General features: G+C 51.8%; 13 protein-coding genes and 1 pseudogene. 6 read left to right on the forward strand and 8 right to left on the reverse strand.

Annotation, left to right across the window (positions count from 1 at the left end; all coding sequences use genetic code 11):
• Positions 1-98: 98 nt before the first annotated feature.
• A complete protein-coding gene (locus GWK76_03700; protein ID QHU92391.1) occupies positions 99-1,040 on the forward strand; it encodes an alpha/beta hydrolase in 942 nt (313 codons plus the stop codon).
• Positions 1,041-1,076: 36 nt separating this feature from the next.
• Positions 1,077-1,616 (forward strand): hypothetical protein, encoded by a 540-nt coding sequence (locus tag GWK76_03705; GenBank protein ID QHU92392.1) that lies wholly within the window; start codon positions 1,077-1,079, stop codon positions 1,614-1,616.
• A gap of 129 nt (positions 1,617-1,745) precedes the next feature.
• Here GWK76_03705 and GWK76_03710 read toward each other — a convergent pair.
• Positions 1,746-2,575 (reverse strand): annotated as a pseudogene (locus tag GWK76_03710) (SDR family NAD(P)-dependent oxidoreductase).
• Between the two features lie 64 nt (positions 2,576-2,639).
• On the opposite strand from GWK76_03710, the gene GWK76_03715 reads away from it, so the two are divergent.
• Positions 2,640-3,008, forward strand: coding sequence for a MerR family transcriptional regulator (locus tag GWK76_03715; GenBank protein QHU92393.1), 369 nt, complete (start codon positions 2,640-2,642; stop codon positions 3,006-3,008).
• Between the two features lie 29 nt (positions 3,009-3,037).
• Here the strand turns inward: GWK76_03715 and aspS are convergent, their stop codons facing one another.
• The 3 genes from aspS to GWK76_03730 are packed head-to-tail and all read right to left on the reverse strand — an operon-like array spanning position 3,038 to position 6,172.
• Positions 3,038-4,816 (reverse strand): aspartate--tRNA ligase, encoded by a 1,779-nt coding sequence (gene aspS, locus GWK76_03720; GenBank protein ID QHU92394.1) that lies wholly within the window; start codon positions 4,814-4,816, stop codon positions 3,038-3,040.
• An 8-nt stretch (positions 4,817-4,824) separates the two neighbouring features.
• Complete coding sequence (ruvB, locus tag GWK76_03725) at positions 4,825-5,826, reverse strand: Holliday junction branch migration DNA helicase RuvB (GenBank protein ID QHU92395.1); 1,002 nt, start codon at positions 5,824-5,826, stop codon at positions 4,825-4,827.
• 31 nt (positions 5,827-5,857) lie between these two features.
• Positions 5,858-6,172 (reverse strand): HIT domain-containing protein, encoded by a 315-nt coding sequence (locus GWK76_03730; GenBank protein ID QHU92396.1) that lies wholly within the window; start codon positions 6,170-6,172, stop codon positions 5,858-5,860.
• A 275-nt stretch (positions 6,173-6,447) separates the two neighbouring features.
• Here GWK76_03730 and GWK76_03735 point away from each other — a divergent pair, with 275 nt between their 5' ends.
• Positions 6,448-6,909: a hypothetical protein gene (locus tag GWK76_03735; protein QHU92397.1), complete on the forward strand. Its 462-nt coding sequence runs from the start codon at positions 6,448-6,450 to the stop codon at positions 6,907-6,909.
• Between the two features lie 79 nt (positions 6,910-6,988).
• Complete coding sequence (locus tag GWK76_03740) at positions 6,989-7,825, forward strand: hypothetical protein (GenBank protein QHU92398.1); 837 nt, start codon at positions 6,989-6,991, stop codon at positions 7,823-7,825.
• 82 nt (positions 7,826-7,907) lie between these two features.
• Here the strand turns inward: GWK76_03740 and ruvA are convergent, their stop codons facing one another.
• The 4 genes from ruvA to GWK76_03760 form a co-directional block, all read right to left on the reverse strand.
• Entirely contained in the window at positions 7,908-8,486 is a 579-nt protein-coding gene (gene ruvA, locus GWK76_03745; GenBank protein ID QHU92399.1) for a Holliday junction branch migration protein RuvA, read from the reverse strand.
• Positions 8,483-10,909, reverse strand: coding sequence for a PBP1A family penicillin-binding protein (locus GWK76_03750; GenBank protein QHU92400.1), 2,427 nt, complete (start codon positions 10,907-10,909; stop codon positions 8,483-8,485). Before GWK76_03750 ends, ruvA begins: the two co-directional genes overlap by 4 nt.
• A gap of 7 nt (positions 10,910-10,916) precedes the next feature.
• A complete protein-coding gene (gene ruvC / locus GWK76_03755; protein QHU92401.1) occupies positions 10,917-11,399 on the reverse strand; it encodes a crossover junction endodeoxyribonuclease RuvC in 483 nt (160 codons plus the stop codon).
• A gap of 71 nt (positions 11,400-11,470) precedes the next feature.
• A complete protein-coding gene (locus GWK76_03760) occupies positions 11,471-13,006 on the reverse strand; it encodes a hypothetical protein (protein QHU92402.1) in 1,536 nt (511 codons plus the stop codon).
• On the opposite strand from GWK76_03760, the gene GWK76_03765 reads away from it, so the two are divergent.
• Complete coding sequence (locus tag GWK76_03765) at positions 12,996-13,313, forward strand: hypothetical protein (protein QHU92403.1); 318 nt, start codon at positions 12,996-12,998, stop codon at positions 13,311-13,313. The two genes, GWK76_03760 and GWK76_03765, sit on opposite strands and share 11 nt — an antisense overlap.
• Positions 13,314-13,365: the final 52 nt, after the last annotated feature.

The raw sequence follows: 13,365 nt of genomic DNA on the forward strand, positions 1-13,365 counted from the left end.
TCCTTACATGCACCAAGTGTATAGCTAGTTTGCTGTGACTATACACTTGATGTATAATAAGTCTTATTTATAATAATTCACCCAGCGAAAGGGCAATTGTGAAAAAATTATTCAAGGTTTTCGAAATTATCACTATCATTCTTATTATCTGCCTTGGGATTCTACTGTTAGTCATGCAATATCTCAATCAAAGTATTACCGGAGATGATGGTGTAGCGACCGGCTACGCTGGTAAGCTTAGCCCTAGTGGCAACCTCGAACAACATTACACCAAGACCGGACCCTACAAAGTAGCGCATTATATTCAAAATAATACCGATGGCTCTAAGGCCTATCGTCTCTATTACCCTGAGCGCCAGAAGGCTAACCAAACTTTTCCACTGGTTGTAATGGTAAATGGCACAGCAACACCAGCTAGCACCTACACACCAATTCTCGAGCACCTCGCCAGTTGGGGCTTCGTCGTAATCGGTAATGAGGATGGCTGGGCTGGTACTGGTGCATCAACCTCCGCTATGCTTGATACTGCTCTGCAATACAACACTGCCCAAGAGAGTCCAGTGCGCGGGCTAATCAGCACTAATAAAATTGGGATCGCTGGACATTCGCAAGGTGGCGCAGGAGCGATTAACGCTGCTACTAAGTATAGTAATAGCAATAAGTATTCTTCGCTTTACACCGCTAGTGGTGTGAGTCGCAGCACTGCTAATAACAATCGATGGACATACGACGTCTCACGCCTTAACACAGCGGTGTTCATGATGGCAGGAACCGGTGCCAGCGACAGTATCGCCATCAGTCCACTTGATGATCTGAAACAAAATTTTGACGCATTGCAAGGAAATAAGCCGGGGGTTATCGCACGGCGTAAATCAGTTGGCCATAAAGATGTACTAGAATACGGTGATGCATATATGACTGCCTGGTTCCTATGGACACTGGCAGATGATACCAAGGCGAAGATGGTCTTTGCCGGTGCCGACGCCGAACTGCGCCATAATAGCGACTGGCAGGATGTCCAGGTACGCAATATTGAATAATTATTCTGTTTATCGCACCGTGTATGGTACACTGGTATGGCTATGAAAATATTTTTTAGACGATACATTTCAGAATTTGTGTATGGTGCAGTTGACGGCACAGTCACGACCTTTGCCGTAGTGGCGGCTTCAGCCGGAGCTGGTATTTCCAGCGCGGTTATCCTCATTTTGGGCGTTGCAAATTTAATTGCTGATGGATTTTCAATGGGTTCCAGTGCTTACCTGGCGGCCAGTGCTGAGCATGAAGAGTCAGCCCGCGACACCCAAAAGCGAGCCTCTCCCAAAATCATTGGTACAGTCACCTTTTTAGCCTTCGTCGTAGTCGGTAGCGTACCGGTATTGCCGTATTTAGTCGACGTCGTTGCAGTCTCAAAAGTACCAGGCACCACCCTGTTTTATGTCAGCTCCGCGCTAACAGCGGTTGCCTTCCTGGCGATTGGCTTCATCAAAGGCAGGGTCGGCAAGCAGTCACCATGGCGAGAAGCCGCCATCACCCTCCTCCTTGGAGCGGTCGCCGCTGGACTGGCGTACTTTGCCGGCGATGTATTGGCGGCGTGGCTGGGTGTTCAGTTATAGCCTTCCTGTAGGCCCCTATCTTGCCAGCATTACTATCCTGCCCAATAAGCTAAAACCATCGTCGTGTAGATGCTACGTACATCAATATCGCTACATCAAACCTAGACCCCAGCGAGCAAGTAACTTCACTTACCTCGTCTGTTTTTTAGCTATTTGTTCAAAGACGCCGTCGCCCAAGAGGTACCGTGTGTAGAAGAGAACTCTCGCTAATTTACCAACAAGATACCGACGTCGTGGGTGCTTACTCTCGATAATTGTCGCCACTTTGTGCGCGACCACGCTAGGCGGTGACATAGTCCTGTATGACTGAGATAGGTTGTGCGATATTGCCTTTGCTACGCCGCTATAGGCACCGTTTGACGAATAACGGGTAAGCGGCTCTTCAGCTAATTTGTAGAAATTTGTAGCGATCAAGCCAGGCTCAATTACCACAAGCTTGATGTTGTATTCCTGCAGCTCTAGCCGCAAGCTATCGGAAAACCCCTCAATAGCGTGCTTTGAAGCATGATACCGGCACCGAGCGGAAAATACACTCTGCCTCCAACCGATGACATATTAATAATCAAGCCCGAGCCCGCCTCTCTCATGCTAGGCAACACAAGCTGCGTCAGTCTAGCCAGCCCGAATACATTCACCTCAAACTGCCTGCGGGCCTGTTCAATTGGAATATCCTCTACCGCCCCCAGTAATCCATAGCCGGCATTATTAATAAGTATATCTATTCTTCCCTGCTCATCACAAATCTTTTTTACCGCAGACTCAAGTGATTTTTCATCTTTCATATCACCCGGTATTAGCCGAAGGCCTTTAATTTTTTGAAGCGCCTCACTGTTTCGAGCAAGTCCGTACACTATGTAACCTTTCTGCAAAAGCAGCTCAGCGGTCGCTCTTCCGATACCGCTGGACGCTCCAGTAATTAACACTACTTTATGATTTGAATTATACTTTTTTCTACTCATAAATAGTAGTATAATCTATGGAGTATACTCCATAGTCAATAGGCCATAACGAGGGAGGTTTACCATGCTAATTCATCAACTTTCCGAGAAATCTGGTGTTTCTATCGACACCATTCGTTACTATACAAAAATCGGTATTTTACCGGTAACACAACGTCCCGCTGGAAGCCGCAGTTATTCAGACTACGACGAGAGTGCGCTCGAATACCTCACGGAAATACGCCTCGCTAAGTCGGCGGGATTTACACTGATGGAGATTAAGCAATACATCAAGGAATGGAACGACGGACAGATTACACCGGATACAGCTATCGATATATTGCGCAAAAAGATTGCGATGGTACGAAAGAAAAAGTCTGAACTTGATGCAATAGAAGCGATATTAAAAAGTAAGATAACACAGCTACGCCCCCAGCTACATTGCCGTAATTAAGCACTCTGCTAGCTACTTTTGAGTAGATTCTACAGCCCTAATTCTCGCAATTGTGCTGAATCAACCATTGATGGCGAATCCATCATCACATCAACGCCGGAGCCGTTCTTTGGAAAGGCCAAGGTTTCGCGAACATTAGTTTCATCGATTAATTCCATAAGGATGCGATCCACACCAAAGGCACAGCCAGCGTGTGGCGGCGCACCGTACTTGAAGGCGCTGAGCATGGCGCCAAATTTCTCCTCAACGTAGCTTTCGCTAAAGCCGAGCAGGTCAAATACTTTGTACAGCACCGCTGGGTTGTGGTTACGCACACCACCAGAGCAAATTTCATAGCCGTTCATCACCATGTCGAATTGGTCAGCAACGATGGCGAGCTTGTCAGCGTCAGTCGTCGCTGACTCCAGCGCTTGTAGGCCACCCTTTGGCATGCCAAATGGGTTATGTCCAAAATCAAGCTTCTTGCCGTGGTCGTCCCATTCATAGAATGGAAAATCGATAATCCAAGCCAAGGCTACCTCATCCGATTTTTTCAGGTTGAAATGAGTAGCAAATTCGTTTCGCAAGCGACCAAGTACGGCGTTAACGACTAGGCGAGTATCGGCGCCAAAGAACACGGCGTCACCATCAACCGCACCAGTTTTTTGCTGAATCGCCGTGAGCTCTGTGTCGCTCAAGAACTTAGCAATTGGTGATTTTGCCTCGCCATCTTGGTAAGTGATGTAGGCCAAGCCACCCGCCCCTTCACTTTTAGCAATGTCGGTGAATTGGTCGATTTGCTTACGACTGAGACTAGCGCCATTTTTGACGCAAATCGCCTTGATGCACTCAGCGTTCTTGAACACGCCAAATTCGGTGTTGGTAAAGACATCGGTTAGTTCAATCAGCTCCATACCAAAACGTAGGTCTGGCTTATCCGAGCCATACGTCTCCATGGCGTCGCGGTAGGAAATGCGAGGAATTGGGCTGCCATCACCCACCGCGAGATCACTCAAATCCAGCAATTTTTTGCCAGCGAAATCGGTCGCTAGCTGCCGCATCAGCGGCTCAACTTCCTGGCGAACTTCCTCGCCGTCCTCAACAAAGCTCATCTCCAGATCCAGCTGATAAAACTCACCGTACAGTCGATCGGCCCGTGGGTCTTCATCGCGGAAACACGCCGCCAGCTGGTAATACCGCGGCACGCCGCCAACCATCAGTAGCTGCTTGAACTGCTGGGGTGCTTGCGGCAGAGCATAAAACTTATTTTCCTGCAAACGACTCGGGATCAGAAAATCACGCGCGCCCTCGGGACTAGAATTTGCCAAAATTGGCGTCTGAATTTCGATGAATTGGCGCTCGTCCATGTACTGATGAATCCGGCGGTACATTTCAGCGCGTTTTTTCAGCATCTGTTGCATCTTTGGACGACGCAGATCGAGGTAACGATATTTAAAACGCAAGTCCTCACCTGCCTGATTTTCTTCGGCAAACGGCTGGATTGGCAAGGTTTCAGCGTGATTGAGAATTTCCAAATTTTCCACCACAATTTCCACATTACCGCTGGCAATATTTGGATTTTTCAGGCCTTCGCCGCGCTCCGTCACCACGCCGCTGGCACGAATCACAAACTCGTCGCGCAGGCTTTCCGCCAAACGAAAGGCCTCCGCCTGCTCAGGATTAATCACTAGCTGCACCAAGCCAGTATGATCGCGCAAATCAATAAAAATCAGCCCGCCATGATCGCGCCGCGAGTGCACCCAGCCAGCCACCGTAATATTTTTTCCAATGTCATCAGGGGTATGTATCGCCAAAACTCTCTTTTTCATATCTGTTATTATAGCATATTGATGTGTTTTTTCGCCTTTGGCGTCACCCGACGGCCGCGCGGCGTGCGCTCGATGAAGCCAATTTGCAGTAAATACGGCTCATAAAAATCCTCAATCGTCGTCGCTTCGTCACCCGTCAGGGCGGCAATGGTGGTTAGTCCCACTGGATTATCGCCGTAATTTTCCAGAATTGATTGTAGTAAATTACGGTCAGCCGGATCCAGCCCCAGCTCGTCCACTTCCAACATTTCCAGGGCACTCGTTGTGGTTTTCACATCAATTATGCCATCACCGTTGACGTCGGCATAGTCGCGTACGCGTTTGAGCAGGCGGTTAGCGATGCGCGGCGTCAAGCGAGCCCGCGTCGATAGTAAATTCGCTGCTTCATGCCGAATCGACGACTCCAAGATGGCCGCACTCCGCGTTACGATTTTAGCGATGTCCTCTGGCTCATAAAACTCCAGCCGATAAATATGCCCAAAGCGGTCGCGCAGCGGCGCTGCCAAGCTACCCGTCCGCGTCGTCGCGCCGATGACCGTAAACCGCGGCAAGTCCAGCCGAATCGACCGGGCAGCCGGGCCTTTGCCGATGACGATGTCCAGTTTGAAATCTTCCATGGCCGAGTATAAAATCTCCTCCACCGCCCGGCCGAGGCGATGAATCTCATCGATGAACAAAATATCGCCGTCCGCCAAATTCGTCAAAATTGACGCCAGATCACCCGCCTTTTCAATCGCCGGGCCACTGGTGATACGCAAGTTCGTACCCATCTCATTAGCGATCACTGTCGCCATGGTGGTCTTGCCCAGCCCTGGTGGGCCGTACAGCAGCACATGATCCAGTGGCTCACCGCGCTTCTTGGCCGCCTCAATTGCCAAGCGTAAATTGCGCTTCAATCGTTCCTGGCCGACATACTCACTAAAACTCTGCGGGCGCAGGCTGACTTCAATCCGCTGCTCCTCGGCGTCATCACTATGCGAACTGGTATCGACTATTCTCTCAATTGCCATACATTCATTATATCATCCACAGCGGAGCGAACTAATCTCCTGCAAGCCGGCTACGCAATGCCTGCATAATTTCGCGAAAGGTCTCATCACTCACCATATGTACCGCATCCTCTAGGTGTCGTGGCCATTTCGGATCAGGAAATTCCTCACCGGCAAAGGTGGCACCGCCGAGATAGCGCGGGTACAAATGCCAGTGCACATGTGTCGACTGACCAGCTTTCACTGCATTATTCATCAGGCACTCCCAGTTACACACATCAGTACCAAACGCTTCTTTGACCGCCTGCTCGAGTTGACGAATCACCTGATGCAGCTCCGCCCAATCCACCTCGTCCAGATCCGACAATGTTTCCTTGTGCTGACGCAGGGTGATAAATGACTTACCTCAATAGCATTGATTTCTGTCAAGCACTGCCACCCAACGTTCGGTTTATAGTATGACATTGTTGTCGGCTGTTGTCTGGCCAACGAGCAGTGGACAGATTTCACAGTTCGTCTTCGTTGCGCATGTATTCATGATACCTCCTGGTATGAATTATATTACTTGGCGAGGAGTGTCTGTCCACAATCCGTACCATATTATTGCATAATTATAAATTATATTGTAGAATTGGTACCATTATGAACAGGCGGTGCGCAGAAGCTACACCCCAGTTTGAGACTGAGGAGACAATAGATCGCCCAAATACATCCAAGCCACCAATGTGGATGAGAGTGGGAGTATGCGTTGTCGGCTGGGCAATGGGTACAGCCCTGAGTATTGGTACAGGCTGGAAGATTATGCCCACCGGCAGTCCAGATAGTCATCCATCAGCAACCGCCGCAGCGACACCGACTGAAACAGCAACAGCACAACAGGCTGAACCTCATCGGCCCTTCACTCTGCCCGATTTCCGGCCAGTTATTATCACCGATCCCTCAACAACGACCGAGCACGTTACTGACGTGGGTCAACGTTCACAGGAACAGCTCAAGAAGGCTATTGGAACCCTAGCCACGACCATGAGCGTTCCCGAGAGTAACGTCCTTGAGCCAGTAACAATGGTGATGCCCAAGTGCGCCGATCGACCCGAAGACGGGTAATCCGTGCTTTTCTGGCAAAGAAATACGGGAAGTTGTCAAAAATGCTCCCTATCTTGACAACGCGGTTAGTTACGTTATTTTGCCGCCTCACGCGTGCGAAGGTCAACCGTGGTCCGCCTATGCCTACCATTACAGCAAGCTTATTATCACCACGACAAGTCCACACACTATTGAGGCTGGTGTCATTATGCATGAAGCTGCGCATACTTTTGGACTTGATCACACGAGAAGACTGAGTGTCAGATATCCAGACTCAGATTCAACCCCAAGCTCGGAGTGGCGTAATGTCAAGCCAGAGGATTACGATATTATAGAAGATATAACTAATGGGTATGGTCAATTTCCTAAACTACAAAATGGCGACATTGATCCAGCGAGTGGACAAGAGACCGTTACAGGCTACCATTATGGTATTGATTCTTGGTGTACTGAGAAAAATACCTGCTCTCACGTGCTCAATTTCGTAGAAAGAAATAGGCTTGATCCAGAAAAATTCCCGATTCGCGATATTGACCCTGCGACGCTACCAGATGATCCCATTAGCCTCACAGTATCCCCAGAGCCACACAGCATTTCTGGTGTCCGCATACCGCTACCAGCCGACCATCCAATTCACCAAATTAAGGGCTGCGAATCAGTTACCCACATTGTTATCGGAATTGACCACATATACTATTCACTCATTGATAGCGCGCCAGGCTTTGGCACAACTATTATCGCCGTCAGCAAAGACGGCAGCCTGATAGAGATAGATGCGCCAAAATATGACAAATTATATTATTCTCCATCAACAAAAAACATCCTAGAAAAAGAGCGGTGGAACTATCTATATAACGACAGTGCTACTGGCGTGAGTGTCGCAGCGCGATTAGTAGACGGGAAGACGGAACTTCGCGTACAGCCCTTCGATAGATAGCAAACAGACCACTCGCTGCTGCTCTGCTGCAGCATAACTAGCTGCATTTATTGTCAATGACTGTATCAAAAGCTACCGCTACTCATTTCTTCAGCGCCTCGGTCACTCGTTGCGCCGTCGGCAGATTAACATCAACATTCTCAAGCGCCTTGGTAGCATCAGCCAAGGTGTAGCCCAACGCCATCAACGCCTCCAGTGCTTCGTCAGAGGTGTTCAGTTCGGTCTGGACTATAGTTTCTACTCGACCATACTGCGTCGGCAAACCAACCTTATCACTCAAATCAACCACCACTCGTTCGGCAGTTTTTTTACCGACGCCAGCAGCTTGTTGCACAAACGCACTATCAGCATTGGCGATGGCGTTGCGCACCTGCTCTGCGTCGCCGAGGCTGAGAATGGCCAGTGCCGCTTTTGGGCCGACACCCTGAACAGTGATCAGCATTTCAAACAGCTTCTTTGCCGCCAGGCTCGAGAAGCCAAACAATTCTTCCGCCTGCTCGCGCACATGGTGGTAGGTATAAAACTTAGCGTCTTGGCTGAGCACCACCGCCTCGAAGTCACCAGCCGACACGCTCACTTCATAGCCGACGCCGTGAACATCAAGCACGATACTGCCCGCGCCAAACTTTTCAGCGATCGTGCCAGAGAGGTGGGCGATCACGGTCGTCTGTCTCCGCCGCCCGGAGGATTGGTTGGGCCGGGCGAGGTGCTGCCACTGCCACCACCCGAACCGCCACCGCTGCCACCGCCACTGCCATTGCCGCCGCCTGGATTTTGGTCGTCATTACCTGTGCTGCCACACGACGCAGTCTTTCGCGAATGTTTCGTCGCATCAAATTTGTCTTCGCTGATGGTGATGAGCCGCTTGGTAGCTAGGTCACAGACGGTGATCTGCTTAGTGGTGGGCGTTTGCCGACAATCCGCAGCATTCTTGGAATATTTAGCGGCATCAAATTGATCTTCAAAAATTGACTCCACTTGCTTGGTCGCGAGGTTACAGACCTCGATCTTTGGCTTGGTCTGATCACATTTCTCGGTCGGAATGGCGCTCGAGAGGAAATATTCTTTGTAAGCACCGGGGCTGGAATCATCAGCCAGGCCACCATTACTACTACACACACTTCGCTGAACAACACCGCTTGGCACGTCGAAGCCAGTTTTTGCGCCTGCCAGCAGCTTGGTCATCGTCGCCCGCCAAATTGGTGCTGCCACATCCGATCCACCGCTGTTCATGACCTTATTATTGTTATTACCAACCCACACGCCGACAGCGTATTGCGGCGTATAGCCAATCGTCCAGGCATCGCGGTTATCATTGGTGGTACCCGTCTTGACCGCGACCGTTTTACCGCCCACCGTCAGGCTGCTACCAAACATCCCCGCCCGCGCGGCGTTATCCGACAGAATGCTGGAGATGAGATAGGCGCCACCTTGGCTAATCGCTTGGCGCGTACTGGCTGTTTTCCACGACGCGTTTTTGTTGAACTTGTCCTTGACTTCAGTGATGAGATTGAGCGATTCGTACTGCGTACCGCCATTGGCAAAGGCCGCGTAGGCGTTTGTCATCTCGCTTAGGCGCACCTCGGCCGAGCCAAGCGCCAGTGACAATCCATAATTTTTGTTTTCGTCCAGCGTGCTGATACCGAGTTTCTTGACAGCTTGGATGGAGCGATTGATGCCATACTTTTGCATGATCAGAACGCTCGGGATGTTCAGCGACCAGCTGAGCGACTTGCGCGTCGTCACCTTGCCGTTCCAGCGGCGAGTAGCGTTGTAGGGCACGTAACCATTGAAGTCAGTTAATTTATCATCAAAAACTGTCGCCGGCGTGATGACGCCATCAGACATCGCCTGCGCATAATACAGCGGCTTGAAGCTCGAGCCGGGCTGACGCGGCGTGGTCACCATATTGACCTTGCCCCACTCGGCGTTATTATAATCAGCGCTGCCGACCAGTGCCCGCACCTCGCCAGTTTTTGGATCAATGACGATACCGCTGGCGTTGGTGCCACCGAGGCGATTGATCTGCTTCATTTGTTTGGCGATATTCTCTTGGAGGAGCTGTTGGGTGTCGAGATTCAGCGAGGTCTTGACGCGGTAGCCCGAGCGCATGACTTTTTCGTAGCCATATTTGTCGCTGAGCTGTTTGATGACCATCTCGGCAAAATGCGGCGCTGCGGAATTCGTGTGAGCCGCGCCGCCACCAGTATATGCTAGCTGTGTGGCTTCCGCCTGCTGCTTCTGCTCCTCGGTGATAAAGCCTTCTGTCTGCATCCGACCGAGCACCGTCTTTTGGCGCTGCTTGGCGTATTCGGCGTTGCCGCTGATCGGCGAATAGCGGCTTGGCGCCGGCAGCACACCAACCAGCATACTGCTCTCGGCCAGTGTCAAATCCTTCGGCGACTTATTAAAATACACCTTGGCCGCCTCCTCAATACCAAAGGCATTTTCACCAAAGTACACTGAGTTGAGATACATCATCAAGATCTGCTCTTTGCTATAATTTTGCTCGATGGCGATGGCCATAAATAGCTCTTGATACTTGCGCATAAAGCTATGTTCATTGCTGAGCAAATTATTCTTGACCAACTGCTGTGTCAAGGTCGACCCGCCACCATGCCGCGTGATTGCCGCCCGGAAAATACTGAAAATATTAAAGCCGCTGTGCTTATAAAAATCCTTATCCTCGCTGGCGATCAATGCCTTTTTCATACTCTCGGAGATATCCTTAAGCTGCACCAAGTTCCGTCGCTCGGCATTGCCAACGCTATAAATCACCTTATCCTTGGCGTCAGTCAGCACGATGCCGGTATTATTGCGGTTCATCAGCCGCTCCTGATCAGCAATATCGCGGGCGTAGTAAAAATAACTGGCAATCGGCACGATGATCAAAAACAGTAGAATCGGCAACAGACACACCATGATTTTTTTCGGCCGGCTCAGTCGCCAAAACCACAAAAAGTGTTTGTGTTGACGCGGTAATTTACCGGATTTCGCCTTGACTTGACCGAGATTGGCATACCGACCCATGTGCGGCGGCTGCTTTTTTATCGGAGCTCGTTTTCCCTTGCCTAATTGCACCATATATCAATTATACCACGCTGGGGCGCGTCGTCGCTGCGTGGGTGATGGCCGCCGCCAGCGCATCGGCACAGTCATCTGGCTTAGGCACCTCACTCAGTCCCAGGTTGAGGCGCACCATTTCCTGAATCTGCTTTTTGTCAGCCTTGCCATAGCCAGTCAGTGTCTGTTTGATCTGTAGCGGCGTGTATTCAGTGATCGCGAGACCCGCCTTGTGCCCAGTCAGCATCGCCACGCCGCGGGCATGAGCCACAGAGATAGCAGTAGTAACATTGCGGGCAAAAAACAACTTTTCAATTGACATCACCTCAGGTCTGGTCTCAGCGATAATCTCTGTCAGGCCATCAAAAATCTCCGCCAGCCGCTCGTCTAGCGGCGTGTGGGCGGGCGTCTTGATCACGCCGGCCGTTACCAGCCGGTAGCCGCCCTGCTTCGTGTCAATCACGCCAAAACCCAAAATGCCAGTCCCTGGATCAATACCAATAATTCTCATGAATATATTATAGCACCTGGCTGGTATCAGTAATTAGTGCGAGTGGCCATCTCGACGAGCTCCTCGCCGAGTTATCGCTTGCCGCGCGTGATGGCGTGTTTTAGCCGCGTAGCAGCTCGGCCAATTTCCCAGCGCCACTGCCAGCCAGCGTAGCCAACCGCCAGCAGACTGACGCCGCCGAGCACCCACCAGCCCCACATCGCGCCTGTCACCTGCTTGACCTGTTCCGGCGCAAAGCCAGTTTTTGGTGCGGTAGCCAGCGCGACCTTGCGGCAGCGGCGGGTCTTTGGATTGCGCTCAAAGCCTTCGGCACACTCCTTCAACACGTCACTATCAGCGGCAATTTTTTTACAGCGCCCGGTAGCGGGATTACGGAACTTACCGTCGGGACATGGCTTCAGAGTTTTGGCGGCTGTGGCTGCAATCGACCGGCACCGACCGGTTATCTCGCTCCGATAGTACCCTTCACGGCACGGCGTTTGGGTTCTGAGCTTGCTGATATTGCGGCACCGACCAGTTTCTGGTGAACGATATTGACCGGGCTTACACGGCGCGAGTTCCGGCTCGCGTACGATATTACGGCAGCGACCCGTCTCCGGCGAACGGTACTGCCCCGGACGGCACGGCGTCGGCACTGGCTCCACCGGCTCCTTGACGCAACGGCCTGTGAGCTCGTGACGCACATAGCCCGCCTTGCAATCTGGCCACTGCTTGAATTCATTAGGCCGAGCCGGTGTCGGTGAAAATGTTACCTTCCATTCCCCGTCAAGCAAACTCCACGACGAATCCTTGGCCAGGCCAGCAAATGACGTCTGGTCGATCTCATTGCCACTAGCATCCAGCGCGTACACCTCGCCGGCGTCGGTTTTTGCCAGTTTGAGATTTGTCTCTGCCAGCCGAACGACATGCAGCGCCCCGGCTGCCAGCTCAATATTCTTGAACGTATGTGTCGTGTCCTTGTGCTTACCCCGACCTTTGACGAGAATGGTGCAGCCAGTGAGGTCGAGGTCACTGGTCCCGGCGTTAATGATCTCGATAAACGGTGTGTCAACATTGGTCGCAATCTCATGCAACTTCAAGCCGCTGCAACGATTACTCGGTGGCGTCGGATCAACTGGCGGACGTGGCTCGTCAGGCTCACTGCACGCTGGCAGTTCACGTAGACGCGGCGCCTCGCCGACCGAAGAATCGCTGGCGTTATTATCCGTATCAGTCACCACGCCATTTACTTGGCAGCGCCAGGCGTGTAGCTTGCCGCCCAGCGTAATCGGACTGCCTTCGCGCGCTGACGCCGCACCCCAGCCAACCAGATCCGACACCTGCCCATCACTCCTCACCAATTTGACAGAGCCGCCGGTTTTTGCCAGCACTTTCTGGCTATCAAACCGCAGGTCGGTCTGCTCATCGGTTAGCCGGCTATCACCGACCACCAACGCCCCGCCCGCCGGTACTACTAGGTCGGTCGACATTGTTTTGAGCGTCGTCACCTGCCCCTTTTGGCTGACATACTGCAGTGTCCAACCAGCGATATTAACTGGCCCTGACGACGGATTGTAGAGTTCGACGTACGTGCCGCGCGCTGTATCGAGGCCGACTTTGGTAATCAAGAGTTTGGCCGATGTACGAGCCGCAGCTGACGGTGCAGGAGGTTCAGAAGGCGTTGGCTTGACTGGTGTGGGTGTTGATGGATCTCTGGGCGGTATTGACGGAGCGGGTGTAGGCGTAGACGTACCGCCAGAAGCTGTGTCCGGCGTCGCCGCTGCCGGGGCTAATGGCCTGGTCGGAGCTGCCGGGCTGGGCACTGGATTGGCTGGACGCGGCGCAGGCATGTCCGTTGATGCAACCGGCGTCGAATCACCCGCAGGAGGTGCAGCCTCCGGTGGGGAGTCGCTCGCAAACGCTACCACCGGCTGAAACACCAGCGCAATTATCGTTGACATAAGTAGTAGGCGGGTCAAAACCTTCA

The organism is Candidatus Saccharibacteria bacterium oral taxon 488, assembly GCA_010202465.1.
Taxonomy (GTDB): domain Bacteria; phylum Patescibacteriota; class Saccharimonadia; order Saccharimonadales; family Saccharimonadaceae; genus Nanosynbacter.

Excerpts from the sequence above, each read along its gene's own strand:
- GWK76_03715 (QHU92393.1), top strand. The coding sequence starts at position 2,640 with ATGCTAATTCATCAACTTTCCGAGAAATCTGGTGTTTCTATCGACACC.
- ruvC (QHU92401.1), bottom strand. The coding sequence starts at position 11,399 with ATGAGAATTATTGGTATTGATCCAGGGACTGGCATTTTGGGTTTTGGC.
- aspS (QHU92394.1), bottom strand. The coding sequence starts at position 4,816 with ATGAAAAAGAGAGTTTTGGCGATACATACCCCTGATGACATTGGAAAA.
- GWK76_03705 (QHU92392.1), top strand. The coding sequence starts at position 1,077 with ATGGCTATGAAAATATTTTTTAGACGATACATTTCAGAATTTGTGTAT.
- GWK76_03735 (QHU92397.1), top strand. The coding sequence starts at position 6,448 with ATGAACAGGCGGTGCGCAGAAGCTACACCCCAGTTTGAGACTGAGGAG.
- ruvB (QHU92395.1), bottom strand. The coding sequence starts at position 5,826 with ATGGCAATTGAGAGAATAGTCGATACCAGTTCGCATAGTGATGACGCC.
- GWK76_03750 (QHU92400.1), bottom strand. The coding sequence starts at position 10,909 with ATGGTGCAATTAGGCAAGGGAAAACGAGCTCCGATAAAAAAGCAGCCG.